The sequence below is a fragment of the Fibrobacter sp. UWS1 genome (assembly GCF_002300445.1).
Taxonomy (GTDB): domain Bacteria; phylum Fibrobacterota; class Fibrobacteria; order Fibrobacterales; family Fibrobacteraceae; genus Hallerella; species Hallerella intestinalis.
Map to the genome: position 1 here is coordinate 1,030,044 of NZ_NSGW01000002.1, position 23,123 is coordinate 1,053,166.

Sequence of the window (23,123 nt, forward strand, 5' to 3'; positions counted from 1 at the left end):
TTTCCTATATTTTCTTTACTATGAAAGTTATTTTACCTGTTGCTGGTACGGGAACCCGACTCCGTCCGTTTACGCTATCTTTGCCGAAGTGCCTTCTGCCGATTGCAGGAAAAACTTTGATGGACTATATCATCGATTCGTATGCGTCTCTGCCGGTTTCCGGGCAAACATTTGTTGTCGGCTATAAGGGAGAACAGGTCGAAGATTTTGTCAAACGGCGGAATTTTAAAAACTCGAACGTCGTCTATCAGCGCAATCCGCAAGGACTGGGCGAAGCGGTTTCGCTCTGCATGCCTTTTTTAAACGACGACGAGCCGATATTGATTATTCTGGGCGATACTCTTTTTGATGCGGACTTGTCTTTTCTCGCTACCGAAAAAGAAAATGTTCTGATGACCCGGGAAGTGGAAAATCCGAAGCGTTTTGGCGTAGCCGTAACCGATTCTTCGGGCCGGGTGACGAAGCTCGTCGAAAAACCGGAAACATTCGTCTCCAACGAAGCGCTTGTCGGTATTTATTATATCGCTGACGTGGCCGCTCTTCGGGAATCTCTGGACAGATTGATTCGAGACGATATACGGACCCGCAACGAGTACCAGCTGACCGATGCGCTCCAGATGATGGTGAATGCGGGATGCCCGTTTAGAACCGCGCCGATTCGTTCCTGGCTCGATTGCGGAACGGCGGAAACGTTTTTGGAAACCAATGCCAAAATTCTAGCGAGTTTGGTACCGGAACCGCAGAGAAATTTCAAAGGCTCGACGATTATTCAACCTTGCCACATTGCCGAAACGGCGGTGATTCGCAATTCTGTAGTCGGGCCGAATGTCTCGGTCGGACCGGATGTGGTGATTGAAAATTCCAAAATTGCCAATTCCGTGATTTCGGACCGGACCGCCTTGTTCGATTCGGAAATTTCCCATTCCATTTTTGGCGGCGACTCCGAAGTCCGGGGTTTCAAAGGTTCCTTGCTTTTGGGAGACCATTCCAAAGTCATTTCGGGGGTCTTGTGAGAACTTTCGTCTTGGCCAGCGCATCGCCGCGGCGCTCTGCGATCCTTTCCCAATTGAAAATTCCTTTTCGCGTGGAGCCTTCCGATTTTGATGAAACTGCGGACGGTTTGGAAGCCGAAGACCGCTCTCAAAAATTCGCCGAAGGCAAGGCTCTGGACGTTTCCCGGAAGTTCCCGCAGGAATATGTGCTGGGCTTTGACACGCTGGTCTGTCTGGACGGCAAGGCTCTTGGCAAACCGAAGGATTCGCAGGAAGCGGTCGCCATGCTTCGATTTTTGAACGGCAAGCGGCACAAGGTAATTTCGGGGGTCGCCATCGCATTTGGCGGGAAAATCGTTTCGTCTGCGCGCGAGGTGACGGATGTCGTCTTTCGCCATCTGACGGATAAATTTATAGAAGAATACGTGGCTTCCGGCGAACCGATGGACAAGGCGGGAGCTTACGCTATTCAAGGCCAGGGTGCGAGCCTCGTCAAAAGCGTGCATGGCTGCTTTTACAATGTGGTCGGGCTTCCTGTCGCCAAAACACTGGATTTGATTGCTCAATTAGGAGATGATAATGTCTGATTTTATGGAAGAAAAAACACCGGAAGAATCGCTGGGCGCTTATTTAAAGAGAGTCCGCGAAAACAGGGGATTTTCTTTAGAAGATTTTTCAAAAAAAACGCGGGTTTCCTTGGAACACTTGCGTGAAATCGAAGCGGGCGAGTGGAATAAATTTCCTGTTGAAGCTTATGTTCGCGGGTATTTGAATTCAATTTCTGTCGTACTCCGTTTGGATATGCCGAAAATCTTGGAATACTATTCCAAAGAATCGGGTTCGTCTTATTCCAAGGAGTTTGTCGCCCCGGCCTCTTTTGCATCGGAAACGGAGCCTTTTGCGGGTGGCAGAGTCGGTTCGAATAAGGCTGGTACCAAGGTCTTTATCGTGGTGCTTCTCGTTCTTGCCGCGGCTATTTTTGTCGGAATGAATTTTTTGAAAAAGATGGAAGGCGAATCTGTGCCGTCCCCGGTTACGCCGCAGGCCATTGAAGCGGAAGAGGATACTTCTTCGTTTGAAACGGATGTTCCCGATGGTGCCGAAAACATTCCTCCTGAATCGCTGAATGTGGCCTTGCCCGAAAGCGTTGCGGTGGAAGATTCTTCGGCGAAAGCTCTGGTCAAAAGCAACTCGGCGACGACTTTTGTCTCTTCGTCGGATTCCAAGAAAGAAGTCAAGGATTCCGTGGAAACAGAAGTCGGCAAAATCCAATTTTCCGTCACGGGAAACGATTCGGTCATTTCATGGGTTGGGCTTTATCGCAGTCTGAACGACAATAAAGTTTTGCGGGAAGCGAATATCACGTCGTCCCGTTCCACGTTGCGCTATGCCTATAACGACACGCTTTGTGTGGTCATTGGCAATCCGGATGCGGTCGGGCAGATGGTCGTGAATGGCAAATCGATGAAAGTCCCCGTACGCAAAGGTTATGCAAGCCGGTTCTGCATCGCCCCGAACGGAAAAATCACGAGGAGATAAAAATGCGGGAGACGAAAATTGTTCGTAATACGAGCGAAACGCAGATCACGCTTTCGCTGAATCTCGACAAGGCGGAACGCGGAAAAATTCAAACCGGTTCCGGATTTTTGGATCACATGCTGGATTTGTTCCAAGTACATGGCGGATTCTGTTTGAACGTGGAATGCCACGGCGACGTGCAGGTTGATATGCATCATTCCGTGGAAGATATTGCCATTTGCTTGGGCGAAGCCTTGCTGCAATGCCTTGGCGATAAAAAGGGAATCGAACGCTACGGGTTTTATTTTGTGCCGATGGACGAAGCTCTGGCGCGGGTCTGCATCGATTTTTCGAATCGTATCGGGATTGTCTGGAACGCGAAATTCCCGAACGCGATGGTCGGCGCGGAAAATATGCCGGTGAGTTTGTTCGAACATTTCTTTAAGACGCTGGGAGAAAATGCCCGCATGAATTTGCATGTGGAGCTTTTCTATGGCTCGGACAATCACCATTGCCTGGAAGCGATATTCAAAGCATTTGCCCGGGCTGTGGCGATGGCGGTCGCACCCTCCCGAAATGTCAAGGGTGTTCCGAGCAGCAAAGGAACCCTTTAAAATCGCGGCGCAATGCCGGTGGGCATTTTGACAAAGAACCTTTTGCAATAAATTTCACTTCTCACTTTTTTACGGAGGAATAAACACATGAAACTTTTCAAATGGGGGCTTTTGCCCGCGTTGTCGATGGTTCTTTTTGCCTGCTCCGACAGCAGTTCTTCATCGGATTCGGGGGCAAATCCGCCGGACACGGAAATCGAACTTTCGAGTTGTCAGGCGATTGATGACGAAAACTTGAACGCGCGGGTTGTCCAGGCGAATGCTCAAGTTTTTGACGCGTTCAACGCTATCGATAAAAGCGATTTTGAATCTCTGCAAGCCGAAATCGACAGCGCAAAATCCATTTTTGAAGAAGCGCTTTCCCAATACCCGAACAGCTGCGCCGCGCAATTCGGGCTTGGTGTCACCCTGCTGGGAAATGTCGTGAACGATCCGCTGGTCGATTCCGTTTATAAAGCCTATTCGACATCGGAAACGGAGGTGTTCCATCTTTTTAATATGGACATTGAAGGCTATTTCAACGCCGCATTGCAGATGTCGTTGAAAAATGAAAAAGGACTTTTCCACGACAGGGCGCAAACCGCTATCGCCGAAAGGCTCCTTCCGAAGACCGATTCCGCGACCGCGCTTTTCCAGAACGTGCTCCGCGTGGGGAATTTCTCGTATAAGGCTGAAAATTTTACTCTGGATCAGGGCGACTTGAATATCGCGCTCGGCGCCGTCCAAGCCTTGAACGGTTTGCTGACCGCGGTGGCTTCCCTCAATCTGGACGCGTCGAAGGACGATTCCTACAACTGGTATTTAAACCTTTATGGCGTGCAAAAAAAATACGCCTTCGTGGATACTCTTTCCCCGCAAGAAATCGCCGCGCTAACACATGCGACAAACCTTCTGAAAAAAAACAGCCCGTTCCTCACGGTGAAAAGCGCATGGAAAGCTTCCTACTCGGCGATTCCCGAAACCCTCGACAGTGCCGTGGAAAATGTGAAGAAGGGTCTCCTGTTTAAGATTGCGACCGCCGACCAAAATCCAAACGCCATCTTTGTTGTTGGCTACGGGGAATATGCGGATGTCTCCCCGGACGATTTGCAAAAAGCCATCGATGTGTTCGATTCCATCCAGCAGGGACTCCGCGGAACGATTTCTCTGGAACTTTATGGCGAAGAAGTCGCGATAAATGCGAAAAAATTCTTCCAGATTACGGATGGCATCCAGGATTTTCTGCCCTATTTCCGGTTTACAGACCCTTCCACGTGGCTAGACCTGCCGGATGTGGAACGCGGCTGGACGGAAAATTGTTATTTCGCCGCCTTGCAAGACTCCGTCTTCATTGGTCAGTATGAAATGATGAAACAATTCAAGACGATTTATCCGGAAAATTTTGAATATCTCGATTTTTACTATTATGATTACGGTTTCAATGGAGACAATCTCTACTTGGCCATTGGCTATGAAACCGAAGACGATTGGAACAGCGTCAAAGTCTATTTTGACGGATGCGACTACCGGTTTGAAACGGACGAGCAGGCGGGAACGGATTCCACCCAAAAATTCACGCTTTCCGATGAAAATTGCCGAATGGAGAACGGCAAGGCCTATTACAGAACCATTTCGGACAATTTCCTCGACACGGACGTTCTCCGCTTTACCGATGCGACCGGCAAGGAAACCGTTTCCTTGATGGAAATCCACGCCATGCCTAGCGAGGAAAAGACCGCGGCCTTCTATGCGCAAAATATCATCTTCCCGGATCCGACATTCGGCGGCGTCTTCCCGCAGATGACGCAGGAACAGATCGGTCGCATTCTGCATTACTGGTTCGAAGAAAATTAGCCGTGGCGATTTTCCCCGTCATTCTGCTGGTTGTAGCCTTTGCTGCGGCGGCGGACTTTGCAGGAACAGCCCGCTGTCGCGGGCTTTTTTTGTGGAATGGGAAATACGCGTCGGCGAATGCTTCGGAATGCGAAATCCGCGATTCGGTCCGCTCCGGCGCATTGCAGGCGAGCGCAGCTCTCCACGCTTATAAAGCGAATCTTGAGTGGGAAAATTTTTGGAATATCTCGTCGCGCATTCAAAAGTGGGAGGGCGAAGCGCAGATGCGGGGCAATTTCCGCTATCTGGATCTGGCTGCGGAAGCTGTCGGCGATGGGGAATTTTTCCGCGCGAACGCTTCTACCGTTTTGCACACGCCGGACTCCCTCTTTTTTGGGGAATTGCATTTGGGTGGCGGCACTTGGGGTGAAATCCGCTCAACGTGGATAAGCGACAAACCGAATGGCTTTTTGGACACCATGCGCATCGGCTATCGCCGCGAATTCTTGCGCAAAGGACTCGTCGTGGGAACACGCTTCGGTAGGCATACCGTCAATGTGGAGGGAAACTTTTTCCGTTCCGTTCGGGGGCCGCTCGACGGGAACGGTTATTTTTTAAGGGATTCTTCCGAATTTTGGATGGGCAAATTGCGATACGTGCATCGGAATGGCGATGCCGAGTGGAAAATGCAAGCGGCCTATTTGTCTGGAAATGCGCATTTTTACGGCCTGCGCAAAGACGGCGAAAATATAAAACGCTTTGCTTATTTGCCAGTCAACGCCGATGTTTTGGGGGCGAACGGTGGATTTTCGGGCCGTTCTTGGGAGTGGCTTTGTGGCGGACTTTACGGGCATTTTCGGCTGCCGCATCGAACCGAACGCTTTTGGGAAACCCTTGCCCCGAATCGCGCATTGGGCGCTTCGCTATTGCAGGTTCTCTCTTTTAGCCTTTACAAAAGAAATTACCGCCTTTACGGGGAAATGGAAGGCGGGCTGATTCATTCTCGCGTCGGGCGAAGCTTTCATTTTTCACCCGGAATGTGGCATTTTGCACCCCGAATCTCCGGCGATTTCGTTTATGCGCAAGGCGATATGGATGTTTTTCTCTCCAGCGAAACCAACAAGGCGTTTGTTTTCCAAAAATCGCAAACCGAATTGTATCGCGGCGAGGTCTATATGGCCGGAGCGATTGCCGGAACCGGTTTTTTACTCGAAAGTCCCCGTCGAAATTTTTTCATGCGACTTTCCCTGCTGCAAATCGTTCCTTTTTTTCTGCACAAGAAGCTGTCGAAAATAGATGAAAGCGGGGAAACTTCCGACGTCGATTTCGGGAATGGCGAACCTTCAAGCGCCAACACTTCAAGCCGGCGCAAGTCCGAACATCTTTCCCCGTTCAAAACCGGTTTTGGAATCGACCTTTCCGTCGGCTACCGTTTTTAAGTTCTGCCCGAGAGACGGTCGGCTCCATTAGATTTTTGGGATGCGCACGGGATCGCCTTCGTTCAAATGTTCCAGTCGAATTCCCGGATTGACGGATTGCAGCGCGGAAAGCGTGTAAAAACGGGGGAGCTTGTTGGCGTTTTTCCCGTAGGCGCGGGAGAGGAGGGCGAAAAGGTCTTCTCCCTGTTTGGCATGGACGATTTTGGAGTTGGCGACATTCGTCGGGTCGGAGAGCATGGCGTTGAGGGCGTTTGTAAAATTGTCGGCGAAAGATTCGGCGGATTTGGCGCTGCTTCGAGGCGTTGCCGAACTGATACCGCCGGATCGTTTTTCTTTGCTGTCGGCTTGGGCGGCTTTTTGCCCGGGCAGGCGGATGGTGGGAATTGCGCCGGAGTAGATGGTCAGTTGCGTTTTTTCGGAATCCGCGGAAGCTTTGAGGGGTTCCGCCTGGAGAATGGAATCGAGAGAGGCGACGTAGGCGCTGTCCGGCCACGAGAGGAGCACGTATTTTTTATGGCATTGCAGCGGCTCCTGTTTGGCAGATTCGTTTTGTCCGCAGGCGACTAAAAAGAGGAATGAAAAGAGGAATGCGGCGCTTGTCAAAAGAAAACAGAGATTTTTTTTGAAATTCATTCCTTAAAAATACTATTTGTGAATTGCCAAAACAGAAAGAATCATTTAAATTTGCTGCACCTAACGTTTAATCAGTAGGATTAAAAAAATGAAAAATGGTATTCATCCCGATTACAATCCGGTCGTGTTCGTTGATGCGAATACGGGTAAAGAATTTGTCACCCGCTCCACGAAGCAGTCTGCCGAAAAGAAAGTGATCGATGGTGTCGAATGCAGCGTGATTTCTTTGGAAATCACCAGCGACACGCATCCTTTCTGGACTGGCAAGCAGCACCGCGTGGATACCGCTGGTCGTATTGACCAGTTCAACAAGCGCTTTGGTGGCGAAGGCAAGCTGAACATCACAGGTGCAAAGCGCAAGACTCGCCATGCCGTCAAGGCCAGCGAAGAAGCGGAAGAGAACTAGGCGCTTGCTAAATTTCTTTTTCAAAGACTTCCCTCAAAAAGGGAAGTTTTTTTGTGGGCCGTCCTTATATCGAACTTCGCTCTCCGCGGATAGCGAACCTCTCTAAAGCCTTTAAATTTTTGAAAATGGATTTGTAGAAGCGGCCTGTAGCTAATTTTGGAAAGATGATTTTGAAAAATTCACATTGGCGGTTAGCGCGTGGCGTCCTTGCCGGATTTTTGCTGTGGAACGGCGTATCTTTTGCCGGAGTCGCGGAGTGTCCAGAAGGACGGATTGTCGGGAACGTTCGCTATGCCGGCTTGCAGCGGACCAAACCCCATGTGGTGGAACGGGAATTGCTGAACGCTTCGGGGAAGCCCTTTTCGGCGGAATCCTTTCAAAATGAAAAGCTTCGGCTGGAAAGCTTGGACCTGTTTTCGGAAGTCTCGTTGGTTTGTTCTTCACAAGGCGACCGTCTGGATTTGGAATATCGCTTTACGGAACTGCTGCAGTGGATTCCTGCCCCCGCCGGAAAAAAAACCGATCAGGACGGCTGGATGCTGGGGCTCGCCCTGGCGAACCTGAATGTCGGCGGCGAGGATGTCCGTGTTGAAGGGCAATTCCGCACGTCGGTGGATCCGATTTTTGATTCCAAGGAATATGCCCTCTATGCCAGTTCTCCTTGGCTTTTCGGGCTTCCTGTCGCTTGGGATTTTGAATTCTTGCGGACGGACTCTTGGGATGACTTGCGCCATTTTTACGACCGTTCGTGGTATGCGCACTTGGAATTGGACGCCAGGCTCCCGAATGATTTCTATGTGATCTGGGCCCCGTCCTATCGGTATGTCCAGAATTATGGAGCGGTGCCGGATTTGGGCGTCGGGCTTTTGATGGACAAACGGGATTCCCGCTTGGATCCGCACCACGGCGCTTATGAAGAATGGCGCGTGACGCGCTACGGCGTTTTCCATGACGATGTGGAAAATTACGTGGAATACCTGTGGGACAATCGCTTTTATGTTCATTTCGGGCGCTTTGTGACGGGCGTTTCTTCCCTTGTGCGGTATCGTCCGGGAACGCAGATGTTCTTTGACCGTTTGCATCAGGGCGGCGTGAATACGCTCCGGGGGTTCGATCCGGATTCGGCGATTCATGGGCGGCACGAAGCGATTTGGAATGTGGAAGAGCGCTTCGATTTGCTACGGCGTCGTCCCTTTTCGATTTTGGGGGCGAATCTCTTCTGGGGGGTGCAGCTGGTCGCCGGCGTAGAGGGCTCTTTCCTTTGGGATACCCGGACCCCGGATTGGGGCGATTATCGCCAGAGTATTTATGGCGGCGTGCATTTGCTCATCCCGGCGTTGGAACGCTTGCGGATTGAAGCCGGGTACAGCCCCGATGGCGGCGGCATAAAAATTGCGATAGGCTTGTACGATAAAAATGTCGCTTTGCGTTGGCGATCCCGCTAGCAGAATTTATATTTGGATTATGCCAATAAATTATTTAGAACTTCCAATCGGTGCCAAGTATCCCTATGAAGTGGATTGCGTAGTTGAAATTCCGAAAGATACGAATGTCAAATATGAATATGATGAAGTCCACCACGTGTTCCGTCTGGACCGCTGCCTGCTTTCTTCGATGAGCTATCCCTGCAGCTACGGGCTGATTCCGAGTACGCGCGCAGACGATGGCGACGCTCTGGATATGCTGGTTTATTGTTCTTCGCCTCTGGCGACGGGGACGGTGGTCTCTTGCCGCGCCGTGGGTGTCTTGGATATGACGGACGGGGGAAAAAAGGATTACAAGGTGCTGGGCGTGCCGCTTTATATTCCGCATCCGATTCGCGATTTGCAGGATGTCGATCCGATGTTCCTTAAAATTACCCGGAATTTTTTCCAGTATTATAAGGAACTGGAAGGAAAAACGGTGGAAATCGGGGATTGGCTTTCGGCGAGCCGGGCGCGTGAAATTATCGTGGAAGCGCACAAGAATTTTTTTGCGGCCCAGGTGCAGAGTTCGGAAATTTGCTACCAGGAACCGGAATCTTTGACGGAGTTCAATTCCAATACGGATTTGATGATGATTTAGAATTTTTGAGGAAAGCTTTTGATCCAGGGTCTTTCTCTGGATTTTTTTTTGTGCGTATTTTATGGTCGGTGAAGTAGGGATCGATTGCAGAGGTCAAAAAGGCATTTTTTCTCTTCGACTGTTCGATGTTGCCGTGGTGCGTGCTGCGATGATGACATTTGACAATTTGTTGCCCTGGATTTCTTTTTTGTAAGGTGAATTCGTTTTCAAAGTGGAGAACTTTTCTTCACAAGGGGGCGAGTGCCAAAAGTTGGATTCACCACTTTGGATGTTCACTATAAGAAAGGCCGTTTCAAAGGCTCCGATTTTAAGAACGGGGAACTTATGGCTCCCTTTGCTTTTTTTAGGGGGAGATTTTGTGAAAGAAAACATGGAGTACGCCTTTCCAATTATGGAAAATTTTTGGGCTGTCGATCTGTTCGTTTTAGCAATCAGCTGTAAGCTGGTACGATTTTTTACGACTTTGTTTAAGGATTTGCTTGCGTATATTTTTCCTGTTATTTCTAACTTGGTGCTTCAGCGTATTTTGTGCGGCATAGAAGGTTATCTTATGGTTAAAATTTTAAATAAGCATTGCTTGAACAAACTGCTCGCCGTGGCGGCTTTGATGATGACGTGCGTAGGCATGTGGGGGTGTTCGGAAGATAGGGTTCATTGGAATGAGGGCTTTACGGGTGCGGAAATTGTGGGCTTTGTTGACGACTCCTTGGTTATGGTCGGGAGCTACCAATTGCGGACGGAGTCTCATGAAGGGACCTTTGAACCATATTGGGATGTCGTTGAATCCGGGCACGAACGTTTATGTGTTTATAATTACCGCGTTCAGGAAGATGGACCAAGATGGTGCGATACCCTTGGTGAATATAACATGACGAATGCCTTTCGAGGGCAGATGACGGATTCAATTATTTGGGGCGGTGATATGCCGAATTCAATCAGATTGTGGAAAGTCGGAGAAACGCAACATCAAATAAAGTTGAAAAAAATAATAGAAGCTTGCTCGGGTGAATTTGGAATCGCCTCGGTGAAACAGTGGCTTGACGGAAAGTTTATTGCCCGTAGCGATAATTCATTGAATGTGAGTAATTATGGCTGCCAATATGCCGTTCTGGATACGATTGCGGGAACATTAACTTTTAAACGTTTGAGTGATGATTTGGAATGGATTACAGAGTGTGATGATGTGCGGGCATGGGATGATGATGTGTATTGCGTAATTCTTGATGATGAAGGAGAAATAAGTTTTGTTTTAAAAAATGAAAATGATACAATCCCTGCTCCTCGAAAATTTGCGATTGGCGGTTTTTGGGGTGATATGATTAAATTGGGTGGGAGCATCTGCGATATAAATAACGATAAAATTACCTGTTCTGATGTAATATGGTATGGTAATAGTGATGGATTAAAATTTTATCAAAATGATGAGTTAGTGGTTGAATATTGATTTTCAGTAGGATAAATATGAAAAAGTTGATAATTGTACTGTTTGCTGCGGTGTGTTGTGAATGCTGGTCCGTTCCCAAACCAATGGAATCTATTGAAAATTATAACGTGATGCTTATTCACGGAGCGTATGGTAAAGAAAAAGGGTTCCTAGATATATCGGATACCACGAAAACTAAGGAGGCTTACGCTGCGACGAAAGCCTTAGATAATGGTGCTGCGTTGGGACGCTATCATGAAAATCTTGATGATGAACCTCGTTTATTACACTGGCTTACGACAAAGGTATTCGATGAGCCGGAAATGAATGTGGATGATGTGCACCCAAAGCATTCCTATGTCTATCAGTGGCGTTCGTTTTCCAATCCGGCGAACAGTTCCTATAATAATGCCTTTGAACTAGGCGACAGGACGTGGTTCATGCCAGCGACCAGATATGAACATCGACGTTCGATGGGCGGAGTCGTGGCCCGCGAATATGTGCAGAACAGCGACTACTACTATGGCGATGTGGATAAAATTATAACTCTAGATAGCCCCCACGAGGGGACGGGGGCGCTGAACATGCAGATATACAAGGAGGACGAGGTTTGAAAAAGTTTGGGAATGTGGCGTTGCTTGCTGTTGCGATGATTGCGTTTGCATGCGTATGCATGTGGGGGTGCGGGGTTGACGACGGATGGGGTGAACGGGAGTTCCGTGCCTATGATGTTGCTAAAGTTGTTGGCTTTGTCGATGATTCTTTAGTTATCTTGGCTGATAGTAGGGAATGGATGCAGGAGACCCCTGATTATGCTATTGGGGGACATGGACATCAGCGTATCCGTGTTTTCAACTACAGGGTTCAGGAAGATGGCCCTAGATGGACGGATACGCTAGACAATTTTGTTGATGAATGTGATTATGTTTTGGGGCAATTAAGTGATTCTGTTGTATGGGGGGGGCAAACTTCTCTTTATACTAAAGTATGGAAGGGCCCTTTGATGACTTTTTGGAAAATAGGTGAAAAGCCAATTGTGAAAAATATTTCTGTTGAAACGGAAAGGTGCAGTCAAACATTTTTTGTAAAAAACATGAGGAGCTGGATTGAGGAAACAATTATTGTTTTGAGTGAAAAATCTTTAAGATATGGTGGTGATACCTGTCAGTATGCGGTGTTGGATACGGTGGCCGGAACCTTGACTTTTAAGCGACTTGATGAAAATTTAAAGTGGATTCAGAAATGCGATGATGTTAGGGCTTGGGGTGATGATGTGTATTGTGTGATTCTTGATAATGAGGGTGAAAATAGTCTTATTTTGAAAAATATAAACGATACGATTTCAACGCCTCGTAAATTTGCAATTGGAGGCTTTTGGGGAAATATGATTAAATTAAGTGGAAATATTTGCAGTATTCATGATGATGAAATTACCTGTTCAGATGTAATATGGTATGGCAACGAACTCGCGAATTTTCACCGTCAATGCGACTGATATAGGTTGAATCGGGAAGAAAAAAAGTTCCCTAGGGCTAGCCCCTGGGGAACCTGGCCGAAACTTTTCTACCTTGCCGATTCTACCAAAAAAGGACATGGCGGTGAGTCTCAACCAAGCACAAAGATACGAAATACGAGCGCTCAATGCGGCAAAGATCCCCCGAAAAACATAGCCTTGCAGCTGAAGGTCCACAAATCCACAATCTACAGGGAACTAAACAGGGGCGGCGGCCGCCAGCATTACGACCCGGTCAAGTCGCAGGAACGGGCAGACCTCCTTGCCGCGACAAGTCACCTGCATTACGACTACGACGAGGACGACTGGAAAATCGTGGACGGGAAAATCAAGGAAGACTACTCTCCCGAACAGGTGAACGGACGCGCGAAACTCGATGGGATGGGTGTCCCTAGCGTCGCCACGATATACAGGCATGTGAACAAGGACGAGGACCTGAAGAAGCACTTGCGGCACGGCAAGAAACCATACCGTAAGCGCGGGGAGAAGAAGGACAAGAGAGGCCAGATTGTAGGCCGCGTGCCCATCGAGGAACGTCCGGCAATCGTGGACGAGAAATCACGCGTAGGCGACATCGAGATAGACCTGATAAACAGCGCGGACCATGACGCGAACCTGCTCACGATCAACGACAGGATGACGAATTACAGCCTGATAAGGTATCTTCCGACGAAGAACGCGAAAGACCTGAAGAGAACGCTTGTGAGGGCGCTGAAGGACTTTGAGAAAACGTTCGAAGTCAAGATTCTCACAATCACTTCGGACAACGGGAAGGAGTTCGCCTGTCACGCAGAAATAGCGAAAGCTATGAAGGCGGATTACTACTTTGCGAACCCGTACCACTCCTGGGAGCGCGGTGCCAACGAGAACATGAACGGTCTAATACGCCAATATCTTCCCAAGAAGGAGTCGTTCAAGGGAATCTCTCCCCGGAAAGTTCGCTGGATACAGGATAAACTGAACAACAGGCCTCGAAAAAGGCTTGACTTTATGACCCCTTTAGAGTATATTTATACGCAAGTTAAACTACAAACCTAAGTCGCGTTAGCGACGAAAATCCGCCACTTAAATTCTATGAAAATGGTGAAGTTGTGGTTGATTTGGAGTAAAGTATGAAAAAATGGATTGTGCTATTCTTGATTTTGTCGATAGTTTATGAGTCATGGGCAGTGCCTAAGCCGATGGAAAGTATCACAAATTACAATGTCCTGTTGCTACATGGTGCTTATGGCCATTACAAGAAAGATGACGACGGTAAGATTGATAAAAGCAAACCACAGGGGTTTCTTGAAAGTGAAACGATTCCTTCTGCGAATGACGCTGAAGACTATCTTGGCAATGCGACAATAGGTCGTTATACAGATAATTCTCGCATAAATTACTGGTTGTCTAAAGAAATATTTGAAGAGCCGGAATGGGAAAAACCTACACAGGGAGTCCATAATTCCTGTATCTACCATTGGAGAGCTTTTTCAAGCCCGCCGAACAGTTCCATAACAAATGCAGTAGAGCTTGGCGACAGAACATGGAATAAAGACGGAAAATTTGGAAAGCGTCGTGCTTTGGTTGAAGAAGCACAGGAAGTGAAAGCTATTTTCCTTAATCCAAGTACTGGTCAAAAGGATTCTGGTCAAGTAGCCCTTGATTCTATTCGTAAATATCCTGATAGGTATCGTCAACTTGCCTCCCGATACATTCTTATCGGCCACAGCATGGGTGGTGTAGTTGCCCGTGAATACGTGCAGAACAGCGACTACTACTATGGCGATGTGGATAAAATTATAACTCTAGATAGTCCGCATGAAGGGACTGGTGCCCTTGAAATGCAGCTAGACTTGGTCGGGCATAAATGGGAAGCGTTACAAGGTGTTTCCACTTCCCTTGTCGCTTTATCGCTGGCGAGTCTCAATATGCGAGGCAATTTCATGGCAAAATCGGTCGCCATATCGAGTCTCTCCTGGGCGACATTGTTGGGATTGACAAATTTTGTAGCTCCGTTTTTTGTGGAAGGCAACCTGCAGGATTATTCGGAAGACGACCCTTTGGTCAAGTATGTGAACCCGGGGAAAGGTGAAAAAGGCAATATCTCGTATTTGAAGAAAATTTCTCCAAGCGAAAATCAACCCATGTTCAGGCTGATGGGCGGCGAAAAGAGCATTACGTATTCGGATCCGTTCAAGAAGGTTACCGATTGGACGGGATTATTTGTTCCCGAAGCCCTCACTCAGGCCATGATGAATTTCTTTTCGCAGCTTGCGGAAAGCGACGATGCCATGAGTTCGGAGGCGTTCGCCCTTGCATCTAAAGCAGCCACGATGGGATTGGTTGTTTCCGCGGCTTCACGGGAACAGGGGACGAGCATTGTTCCCAAGGCGTCTAGCTGGGCGGAAAGTACGGAAAGTCTGAAAAGCAGTGTTGCCGATGTTAAGCGTTGGCGTTTTAACGCCGCCCCGCATGCCGATGCTGAAGCTTGGAGAACGGCGAATGTCGTGATGACGACAGTAAGTGCAGTGTGCATGGCCGCAGACGTTGCTTTGGCATGGTTCGAGGGGGCAAGAGTTGCGGCGAATGTGGCCGCCGTTGTGGGATCTTCGATTACTTTATCGAACATGCTTTTTTCATTACTGTCTGAAGACTTGATCAATGAAATTTCGGATTCGCACAATCTGCCCATTGACAATGTGTACGCCAATCAAAATACCTGGCATGCTGATTATTCGAATACGGTTTCCCCGATAGCGGGTTCTTCCGTAAACGACACGACGATAAACCCGCTGATTATGGAGGACTTCCTCTACGAGCATCCGTTCGTGAACCTGGCTCTCCTGGATTCGGCGACGCTGAACTCGTTGCAAAGGAATCCCGCCGCGAAGCTGAACCGCAACTGTTACTATCTGGGTAATCGTGAAAATGCAAAATGTGCGGTGGGGCTGTTCGCGAAGTCCGACGACTTCCGTTCCGCGCAAAGAATGCAGCCAGTCTCCGCCCTCGTCCCACTCCGCTTCCGTTCCTCCTCCGACTGGTCAAGGATGGGCGTGAAGGTGGACCGCTGGGAGCGCGTGGACGGCCTTACGCCCGACGGCGAGCTTGCCCCGAAATCCGTGTGGGAATGGAAAACTTTGTCGACTTGCTTGTAAATTATACGTTGTAACTGCCTTTTTTCTATCTTTGGCGCATGATGGAGAGAATATGAAGAAAAGATGGATGAAGCTGTTTGTTGCCGCTTTGCTGTGTGTTGGCATGTGGGGGTGCGGACTGTTCGATGAGGATGTGACTCATGAAGTGCATGAGAAACGGCACAGTGGCCTTGTGATTGCGATTTTGGATGATTCGCTGGCTCTGGAAACGAATGGCCGTGGCTGGACTGACCATACGGAAAGTTGTGACTATTGGGATAATTGCGATGGCGGAACAATCAACCAGGGACTCTTTCTTGTGAATTATCGTGACAAGCAGAGGCCCTTGTGGGGAGATACGATTGATGGTGTTATAACCATAATTTGGGGATTGGCGGCCGATTCAACAGTAATGTTCTATGATAAAAAGAACAATTTTGGATTTTGGAAAGTGGGGAAACATCCTGATGTACGAAAGAAAATAAAGTTAGAAGACGAATGTGCTTGGAATGATCCTTACACGCGGGCGAAACCGTGGATAAATGGTAAGATTCTATTAAAAGATATGTATCCGTGCACATTTGCGATACTGGACACTGCTACAGGCGTCGTGAATAAACTTGATTTTGCGGGCGAATACGCATGGCTGGAAGGGTGTGATGACATTACATACATAGACGGAGATGTTGCGTGCTTACGTCAGCGAGGTGATAGATTGTGTGAGGTAGACTTTGAGAAAAAAGGTGAAATCGTAGATTCTCTGATAAAAAGTGAATGGATGATGGGTAATCCTCCTTATTTTATGGGCAATGCTGCGAGACTGCCTGTTTATACATGGGATAAAGAGGACCCTGCTCATAATTTTGGTGATAGGATTGCATTGATTGGAAAAAATGGTTTTGTTTTTGAAAATTATCCTGAAACATGGTTGAAGTACAATTCGTTCGTTGATTCCACGGGATTTTCGATAAGTTATTCTTCTAGTGACTTGATGATAACAAAGTAACTAAAGAGGGATTTTTATGGGAAAGATGGTTTGGGCGGCGTTTGCGGTAGTTTGTTTTTATGGAGCACTATTTGCTGCAAAACCCATGGAAGCATTGAACCGCTACAATGTCGTCCTAGTACATGGGGCTGCGCCAGAAGGTCAGGGGTATGGAGATAAGTGCAACAGTAACATACAAAGTGCATGGAATACTTCGAATGACTATATGGCTTATCAAAATGATACGGCAAATAATGAAAAAGTTTCTTGGAACCTAGGCGATGCCGTAGGGATGCTAGGGAAATATGAAGATGACGATGAAAAGAAACTTACCCTTTGGCTTGACTCTGCTGTATTTGAAGATACGGTAACGTATGGTTCTGAGTACATCTACATCCAGCGTTCCTTTACGAACCCTGCTGAATCCCCCGCCCACAATGCCCATGAAATAGGAGACAGGACATGGAAAGGCGATGACAATTGTTCTGTGCGTAGGGCTTTATTTGAAGAGGCTCAGGAAGTGAGAGCGCATGGTTCAAAAGATTTGAATACAATGCGCAATGATAGCGTGTCATCCTACCGCACCATCCCCTCCCGCAACATCCTCATCGCGCACAGCATGGGCGGTGTGGCCTCGCACGAGTATGTGACGGACCAAAGTGTCTATAACGACGACGTGGACAAGGTAATCACGCTGGACAGCCCGCACGAAGGGACCGGCAGCCTGAATCTATTGATTGACATGAGGGATTATGGCAGGCAGTATGTAGAAGCAACAACGCAGTACATGCTACTTTCAACGCTTGGAATGGCATACTGTGCAGTTGCAAAGGACCCTTATTCTATAAATCTGGCTTTATGGCTGATGGTTCCAAGTTTTGGCTTAAGTACTGTTGAACGAACTATAACAACTGTTGTTGACTCCTGGATGCTGGGAGATAAATTTGCATTTAAGTCTGATGATCCTTTGACAAGTTACATTGCCCCAGGGGCAAAAGGCGTATCGGATTTGATGGAAAGACCTGCGCATGAAAATATGCCGATGTTTCGACTACTTGCAGGTAAAGGTGGGATGACTTTTTCTGATCCAAATGAAGGAATAAATAATGTTATGAATTTTTTGATTCCAGAGGGAATCACAAATACAGTATTTAATATTGCAGCTCAATTGGACGGTGATGGATCAAGTGCTGCAATCTATACAAACACTGTGACCAGCATAGTCTTAGGTATTTTGGGTGGAATCGCTTTGCGGGATATTGGTACAACACTGATTCCTGAAAGTTCGGGCTTGGCTTCTTCAACAAAGGCTTTTGACTCGCCCGACGCTAATGTTCGCCGCTTTACATTTGATGCTGCTCCGAATGCAAATGCTGTAGAAAGTGAGCGTCTTCTTACAAGAAATATTGCCGAAATGACAGGGATCGTATCCGGTATAATGGCTGCGGATATTGGGCTTGCGGCATTTCCATGGGTTCAGGTCGCTGCTAAAATTGCTATAGGTGTTGCCGGTGCGGCCTTATTGGCGCAAGATGTGTGGTATGTAACTGCTAAGGGAGTTGATGATTTGAGTAATTCCCACGAGAACGCCAAGACCCGTCGTATGCTGGATACGCTTTATTCCGCAGATTTTTCTTACACGAAAGTCAAGGGCGGTAATGAGTCCGGTCGGGTCCGACTCATGGAGGACTTCCTCTACGAGCGTCCTTTCGTGAACTTGGGTTTGTTTGTATCTGCGGATTCGTTGCAAGCCGTTGATGCCGGGTGTTTCTATGAAAAAGCCGAGGCAGACAAGGAGCTGCTTTGCGAAATCGGTCTCTATCGCAGTGATTCGTCCGGTCTGGTTCCGTTCAAAATGCAGAACTACGCCCAGTACCAGAAAAGCCCACTCCGCTTCCGTTCTTCCTCCGACTGGTCAAGGATGGGCGTGAAGGTGGACCGCTGGGAGCGCGTGGACGGCCTTTCACCGGAAGGGAATCTTGCCCCGAAATCCGTGCCCATCCGCCACGTGGAACGCTACGCGGTGCCGTCCATCGCCGTGGAGGACTGGATTGAAAAGTATTCCTTTGTGGTGGACGACCTGATGCCCCACCGCCTGCGGCAAATCCGCATGAATTTCAACTATCAGGAGGAGATTGCCTGGGAGTGCGACGTGAAGAAGGACCAGGAGGCGAGTGACGCATGTATCGTGTACAAGCGCTCCGGCGGCGGGGAGTGGGCGGTCGATTCCTCTGTCGGCGACAACGGACACGTCAGGCATCCCGTTCAAAAGAACGGGATTTTCGATTTTGTCCCCAGGGATTACGGCTACAGCAACCTGTTTGCCATTCTCTACGGGGTAAGCTGTTAGTTTAGACGAATTTGTTGCTGCCTTTTTTCTACCTTTGGCGCATTATGGAGAGAATATGAAGAAAAGATGGATGAAGCTGTTGACGGTCCTTGCTTACATATGCATTTTGGGGTGCGGGGACAGAGTTGAATTTAAATGGGTAGGAAGGAACAATATGTCGATTGCCGGTTTCATAGACGATTCCCTGGTTGTCGCATACGATTGCAGAGGATGGCTTGAGACTACGGAAACATGGAATGGTGGTTATAGCGAAGATGAATCTTGCGGACATGACCGCTTGCTTGTTTTTAATTACCGTGTGCAGGAAGATGGCCCGCGTTGGAGTGATTCTCTTACAAACAAAAGTGGTGGCTACCGATGGTATCAACTGACGGATTCCATCTTTTGGTGCTGGGAAGAGAAAAATGTTCTTCTATGGAAAATCGGCGAGACTGCTCATGAAATGAGAATTTCAAGAAAGAACGAAGGATGCTCTCAAACATTTGAAATTAATCGAATGCATCAGTGGTTGGATGGAAATTTTATTGCATTGGGTGGTAATCTTTCTGCTGTCGGAGATAGTTGCCAATACGCTGTTTTAGATACGGTTGCGAAAACGATTACGTATAAGAGATTAAATGATGATTTAAAATGGATTGAAAAGTGCGATGATGTTCGGGCTTGGGGGGAGGATGTGTATTGCGTAATTCTTGATGACGAAGGAGAAAAAAGTATTGTTTTAAAAAATGAAATTGATACGATTCCTACTCCACGAAAATTCGCAATAGGTGGTTTTTGGGGTGATATGATTAAGTTGAGCGGTAATATTTGCAGGATGAATGAGGATAAAATAATCTGCTCTGATGTAATATGGTATGGTAACGAACTGAAGTTTTATCACAATGATGAAGTCGTTGTTGAATTGGAGTAATGTATGCCCAAAAGAATAGTTTTATTTTTGATTTTCACCATGATTTGTATGACATGGGCTGTACCTAAGCCGATGGAGTCTATCGAAAATTATAATGTACTCATGGTTCATGGTGCTTATGGTTCCGAAAAAGGGATTAAGGCTAACGCGAATTTAAAAGAAGCTGATTCGGCATCTAAATTTTTAGGTGATGCGACGCTTGGCTCGTATACTTCTGAGGATAGAATAACCAAGTGGATAGGGACAAATGTTTTTGAAGAGCCTGATATTGGGAAAAAACGTAATCCCGCTAACGCTTACATTTATAACTGGCGTTCGTTTACGAATCCTGCAAATTCTTCTTTGAATAATGCTCATGAATTGGCCGATAGACAATGGAATATAGCTGAAAATGGGGCGTCTCGTTTTGGGAAACGTCGAGCGCTTTTTGAAGAAGCTCAGGAAGTGAAAGCAACCCTTAGGGTCTCAAAAAATGGGAAAGATTCTTTATATGTTGGACAAATTGCATTAGATACGATCCGCCAGAACCCCGACCTCTACCGCCAACTGGCGTCCCGCTACATCCTCATCGGGCATTCCATGGGCGGCATCGTTTCTCGTGAGTATGTTCAAGGTGATTTCTATAACGGAGATGTGGACAAAATAATTACGCTGGACAGCCCCCATGAAGGGACTGGAGCATTGAACATGCAAATATATAAGGAAGCACGTGGTTGGACTGACGAAAAAATTAGGGGCTTGTTGATGAAGTCGATGGCTTCCATGACCGCAACTGGCATTTTGCTTGCTGTTATGGGAATGGAACCTGTCTCAGTTGAAGCAGGAATGTGCATAACCTTATTTTCCTCTGCGATTGCTGGTGGAGCAAGTATTCCTCTTACGAAAATCTTCTCTACAGAGGTTTACACTAAGGACGATTCTTTAGTCCATTATGTTGATCCATATCAAACTGGCTTCGGAACAATACGAAATTTGAATGCTTTGCCTTACGATGCTGAAAAGCTGCCGATGTTCCGCGTATTGGGCAGTAAAAACAGTATGACGTTTGGGGATCCAACACATGTGGATTATGGCCTGCTTGGCTCGTTGTATCTAGAAAATTTTTCTCTTCCAGTTCTCAACATGATTGGACAAATGGGTGGGGGAGGCGACCTTTCTACGATTTATGTGAACGCATTGACTGCGGGTATTGCAGGAATCGTAGGAATTCCTTTGATTGAACAAGGAAGCTCTTTAGTGACGGAGGCTTCGGGTTTGGGAAAGCATGTTCGCCTGCTTAATGATGAAAATGTAGATGTACGAAAAGAACAATTCAATGCGGCTGTACAAGCAGAAAGTAGTGACGGGGATTTTGCAACAGCGATGGGGATTGCATCTGGTGCGGTATTGGCTCTGGATTTTACCTTAGGACTTATTAATCCAGCTGCAGCCAAAGCTGCAAAAACGGGAATTGTTGTGGCCTTTTCAGCAACTATGGGATTTTCTGTCATTGGAGGGGCGGTTGCGACAGGTTTTGACGATTTGGCCGAGTCCCATATGATGCCCCTGTACAAGAAAAATTTGGAAAAATGGTTTGGCAATACAAATTCATTTTCCCTTGTCAATGCCGGAAGTTCTGAATACACTCCCTACCTGATGGAAGACTTCCTCTACGAGCGTCCCTTCGTGAACCTGGCGCTCCTGGACTCCGCGACGCTGGACTCTCTGCAAATGAACCCGGAAGCGAAGCTCAACCGGAATTGCTACTACCTCGATTCTAGGAACACGGCGCGCTGCGCCGTGGGACTCTTCGCGAAGGCCGACGACTTCCGTTCCGCGCAAAGAATGCAGCCAGTCTCCGCCCTCGTCCCCCTCCGCTTCCGTTCCTCCTCCGACTGGTCAAGGATGGGCGTGAAGGTGGACCGCTGGGAGCGCGTGGACGGCCTTACGCCCGACGGCGAGCTTGCCCCGAAATCCGTGCCCATCCGCCACATGGAACGCTATGCGGCGCCGTCCATCGCCGTGGACGACTGGATTGAAAAGTATTCCTTCGTGGTGGACGACCTGATGCCGCACAGGTTGCGGCAAATCCGCATGAACTTCAACTATCAGGAAGAAATCGCTTGGGAGTGCGATATATCTAAGGATGCGCAAGCGAGCGACGCGTGCGTCGTGTACAAGCGCTCCGGCGGCGGGGAGTGGGCTGTTGATACCACTATCGGCGACAACGGACGTGTCAGGCATCCCGTTCAAAAGAACGGGATTTTCGATTTTGAGCCGCGCAAATATGGCTACAGCAACCTGCTCCTCCTGCAGAAGGACAACCAGAACACGGTCACGGTCTCGACGGTGAACAAGATCGGGCTCTCGAATACGCAGCGGTTCTACTACCTGTTCAAGGCGACGGACAACCTGCTGGAGCCGCTGTGGCCGCTGCCGGGCGTGGCGGTGAACCGCGTGTCGGGTTTCAGTGCGCACGTCTCGGTGCTGGACTACCAGGGATTCTCCGTGGTGTCGGCGAGGGACGCCATTTTCCAGGACACATCTTTGCCTTCCCCCTCCTCGTTTTTGCCGATGACGCGCGTCCCCTCCGGGAACCGGGACGCCATTTTCAATTCCGAAAGGGAGATGTCCGGCCTTTCCGGGGGCTACGTCTGGCAATTCCGCACGGTCACGATGGATTCCGTGAGCGCCCCCCTGGACAGCTCCGACTTCTACAACGTGCCCTTCACGGTCGATACGGTTCCGCCGTCGTTCCGCCTTTCCGCGGAGGCTTCCGCCCTCAATCCGGACAGCGTCTCCTTCCTCGCGCGCTTCGCGTGGGACGGCGCGGGGGTCGAAAATCCCGACATCCGGGCGATGCGCTGGCAATTGTCGAGGGTGGACGGCGGCTTGGCGGATTCCCTGGAGCTTTCCTCCCTCTACGACGTGGCTTCGCAGGACTTCGCCGTTCCCTTCGATTCTGCAAGCCGGAAATTTTTGGCGGAGGACGGCCTTTACCGCGTGAGCGCGTACGCCGTGGACAATGCCGCCCCCAATGCGTCTGCCTACGATGCCGTGAACGCGTTGGTGTCTAAAATCGCGGACGGCACGGTTTCGGCGGGGGATTGGGAAAGGGTGCAGGGTCTGGGGCTGAACGCCGGGTCGGCATCCGCGGAATTCCGGGTGGACAGGACCCCTCCCGTCCTGAAGTTCGACAAGGTCGGTGCCGTCGTTCCCGAAGGTGCCTCCGCCGTCGGGGAATACGCGTCGCTGGAGCGTCCCCATCGCCGGGAAGGGTTCGCCTACGTTTCGGACGACAGCCTGCTTTCCGTCGCCTACACCGTCAGCTCATAATTCACAATGATTTAGTAGTTTTTTTTATTTTTG

The 23,123-nt window shown here is 48.6% G+C and carries 20 protein-coding genes; 19 read left to right on the top strand and 1 reads right to left on the bottom strand.

The genetic code is table 11. The features are described 5' to 3' along the window. Positions 1-20: 20 nt before the first annotated feature. The 6 genes from BGX14_RS14720 to BGX14_RS14745 all read left to right on the top strand — a co-directional run bounded on the left by BGX14_RS14720 (position 21) and on the right by BGX14_RS14745 (position 6,375). Entirely contained in the window at positions 21-1,013 is a 993-nt protein-coding gene (locus BGX14_RS14720) for a sugar nucleotidyltransferase (protein WP_073301973.1), read from the top strand. Continuing rightward, a complete protein-coding gene (locus tag BGX14_RS14725) occupies positions 1,010-1,579 on the top strand; it encodes a nucleoside triphosphate pyrophosphatase (protein ID WP_095880302.1) in 570 nt (189 codons plus the stop codon). The genes BGX14_RS14720 and BGX14_RS14725 overlap by 4 nt, the downstream gene beginning before the upstream one ends. Further along, positions 1,572-2,531 (top strand): RodZ family helix-turn-helix domain-containing protein, encoded by a 960-nt coding sequence (locus tag BGX14_RS14730; RefSeq protein WP_158223356.1) that lies wholly within the window; start codon positions 1,572-1,574, stop codon positions 2,529-2,531. Before BGX14_RS14725 ends, BGX14_RS14730 begins: the two co-directional genes overlap by 8 nt. Positions 2,532-2,533: 2 nt before the next feature. After that, positions 2,534-3,124, top strand: coding sequence for an imidazoleglycerol-phosphate dehydratase HisB (hisB, locus tag BGX14_RS14735; RefSeq protein ID WP_073301967.1), 591 nt, complete (start codon positions 2,534-2,536; stop codon positions 3,122-3,124). Positions 3,125-3,211: 87 nt separating this feature from the next. Next, on the top strand, positions 3,212-4,957 hold the full coding sequence (locus BGX14_RS14740) for a hypothetical protein (protein WP_095880304.1): 1,746 nt from the start codon (positions 3,212-3,214) through the stop codon (positions 4,955-4,957). Between the two features lie 2 nt (positions 4,958-4,959). Next, positions 4,960-6,375, top strand: coding sequence for a hypothetical protein (locus tag BGX14_RS14745; RefSeq protein WP_095880305.1), 1,416 nt, complete (start codon positions 4,960-4,962; stop codon positions 6,373-6,375). Positions 6,376-6,402: 27 nt separating this feature from the next. On the opposite strand, the gene BGX14_RS14750 is transcribed toward BGX14_RS14745, so the two are convergent. After that, on the bottom strand, positions 6,403-7,008 hold the full coding sequence (locus BGX14_RS14750) for a hypothetical protein (protein ID WP_073301962.1): 606 nt from the start codon (positions 7,006-7,008) through the stop codon (positions 6,403-6,405). Between the two features lie 88 nt (positions 7,009-7,096). Between BGX14_RS14750 and BGX14_RS14755 the strand changes: the two genes are divergently transcribed. From BGX14_RS14755 to BGX14_RS14815, 13 genes are all read left to right on the top strand, one after another. Further along, the gene (locus BGX14_RS14755; protein WP_073301960.1) at positions 7,097-7,414 is read left to right on the top strand and encodes a type B 50S ribosomal protein L31; all 318 of its coding nucleotides are present in this window, start codon (positions 7,097-7,099) and stop codon (positions 7,412-7,414) included. A gap of 164 nt (positions 7,415-7,578) precedes the next feature. Then, on the top strand, positions 7,579-8,859 hold the full coding sequence (locus tag BGX14_RS14760; protein ID WP_078776896.1) for a BamA/TamA family outer membrane protein: 1,281 nt from the start codon (positions 7,579-7,581) through the stop codon (positions 8,857-8,859). A gap of 19 nt (positions 8,860-8,878) precedes the next feature. Next, complete coding sequence (locus BGX14_RS14765) at positions 8,879-9,478, top strand: inorganic diphosphatase (RefSeq protein WP_073301956.1); 600 nt, start codon at positions 8,879-8,881, stop codon at positions 9,476-9,478. A gap of 61 nt (positions 9,479-9,539) precedes the next feature. Next, positions 9,540-9,671: a hypothetical protein gene (locus BGX14_RS16330; RefSeq protein WP_255404533.1), complete on the top strand. Its 132-nt coding sequence runs from the start codon at positions 9,540-9,542 to the stop codon at positions 9,669-9,671. A gap of 165 nt (positions 9,672-9,836) precedes the next feature. Further along, positions 9,837-10,922 carry a hypothetical protein gene (locus BGX14_RS14775; RefSeq protein ID WP_143394280.1) on the top strand — a complete coding sequence of 362 codons (1,086 nt, stop codon included), beginning with the start codon at positions 9,837-9,839 and terminating at the stop codon, positions 10,920-10,922. Positions 10,923-10,972: 50 nt separating this feature from the next. Then, on the top strand, positions 10,973-11,515 hold the full coding sequence (locus BGX14_RS15875; protein WP_198951221.1) for a hypothetical protein: 543 nt from the start codon (positions 10,973-10,975) through the stop codon (positions 11,513-11,515). Continuing rightward, the gene (locus BGX14_RS14785; RefSeq protein ID WP_095880309.1) at positions 11,512-12,396 is read left to right on the top strand and encodes a hypothetical protein; all 885 of its coding nucleotides are present in this window, start codon (positions 11,512-11,514) and stop codon (positions 12,394-12,396) included. The genes BGX14_RS15875 and BGX14_RS14785 overlap by 4 nt, the downstream gene beginning before the upstream one ends. Before the next feature lie 177 nt (positions 12,397-12,573). After that, positions 12,574-13,452 (top strand): IS30 family transposase, encoded by an 879-nt coding sequence (locus tag BGX14_RS14790; protein ID WP_095879463.1) that lies wholly within the window; start codon positions 12,574-12,576, stop codon positions 13,450-13,452. A 74-nt stretch (positions 13,453-13,526) separates the two neighbouring features. Further along, the gene (locus BGX14_RS14795) at positions 13,527-15,551 is read left to right on the top strand and encodes a triacylglycerol lipase (protein ID WP_095880310.1); all 2,025 of its coding nucleotides are present in this window, start codon (positions 13,527-13,529) and stop codon (positions 15,549-15,551) included. A gap of 52 nt (positions 15,552-15,603) precedes the next feature. Then, complete coding sequence (locus BGX14_RS14800) at positions 15,604-16,536, top strand: hypothetical protein (protein WP_095880311.1); 933 nt, start codon at positions 15,604-15,606, stop codon at positions 16,534-16,536. 16 nt (positions 16,537-16,552) lie between these two features. Then, entirely contained in the window at positions 16,553-18,865 is a 2,313-nt protein-coding gene (locus tag BGX14_RS14805) for a hypothetical protein (protein ID WP_095880312.1), read from the top strand. 55 nt (positions 18,866-18,920) lie between these two features. Next, complete coding sequence (locus BGX14_RS14810) at positions 18,921-19,775, top strand: hypothetical protein (protein ID WP_095880313.1); 855 nt, start codon at positions 18,921-18,923, stop codon at positions 19,773-19,775. Positions 19,776-19,814: 39 nt separating this feature from the next. Then, on the top strand, positions 19,815-23,090 hold the full coding sequence (locus tag BGX14_RS14815; protein ID WP_198951222.1) for a triacylglycerol lipase: 3,276 nt from the start codon (positions 19,815-19,817) through the stop codon (positions 23,088-23,090). Positions 23,091-23,123: the final 33 nt, after the last annotated feature.

Excerpts from the sequence above, each read along its gene's own strand:
- BGX14_RS14720 (WP_073301973.1), top strand. The coding sequence starts at position 21 with ATGAAAGTTATTTTACCTGTTGCTGGTACGGGAACCCGACTCCGTCCG.
- BGX14_RS14730 (WP_158223356.1), top strand. The coding sequence starts at position 1,572 with ATGTCTGATTTTATGGAAGAAAAAACACCGGAAGAATCGCTGGGCGCT.
- hisB (WP_073301967.1), top strand. The coding sequence starts at position 2,534 with ATGCGGGAGACGAAAATTGTTCGTAATACGAGCGAAACGCAGATCACG.
- BGX14_RS14740 (WP_095880304.1), top strand. The coding sequence starts at position 3,212 with ATGAAACTTTTCAAATGGGGGCTTTTGCCCGCGTTGTCGATGGTTCTT.
- BGX14_RS14750 (WP_073301962.1), bottom strand. The coding sequence starts at position 7,008 with ATGAATTTCAAAAAAAATCTCTGTTTTCTTTTGACAAGCGCCGCATTC.
- BGX14_RS14755 (WP_073301960.1), top strand. The coding sequence starts at position 7,097 with ATGAAAAATGGTATTCATCCCGATTACAATCCGGTCGTGTTCGTTGAT.
- BGX14_RS14760 (WP_078776896.1), top strand. The coding sequence starts at position 7,579 with ATGATTTTGAAAAATTCACATTGGCGGTTAGCGCGTGGCGTCCTTGCC.
- BGX14_RS14765 (WP_073301956.1), top strand. The coding sequence starts at position 8,879 with ATGCCAATAAATTATTTAGAACTTCCAATCGGTGCCAAGTATCCCTAT.
- BGX14_RS16330 (WP_255404533.1), top strand. The coding sequence starts at position 9,540 with ATGGTCGGTGAAGTAGGGATCGATTGCAGAGGTCAAAAAGGCATTTTT.
- BGX14_RS14795 (WP_095880310.1), top strand. The coding sequence starts at position 13,527 with ATGAAAAAATGGATTGTGCTATTCTTGATTTTGTCGATAGTTTATGAG.
- BGX14_RS14800 (WP_095880311.1), top strand. The coding sequence starts at position 15,604 with ATGAAGAAAAGATGGATGAAGCTGTTTGTTGCCGCTTTGCTGTGTGTT.
- BGX14_RS14805 (WP_095880312.1), top strand. The coding sequence starts at position 16,553 with ATGGGAAAGATGGTTTGGGCGGCGTTTGCGGTAGTTTGTTTTTATGGA.
- BGX14_RS14810 (WP_095880313.1), top strand. The coding sequence starts at position 18,921 with ATGAAGAAAAGATGGATGAAGCTGTTGACGGTCCTTGCTTACATATGC.
- BGX14_RS14815 (WP_198951222.1), top strand. The coding sequence starts at position 19,815 with ATGATTTGTATGACATGGGCTGTACCTAAGCCGATGGAGTCTATCGAA.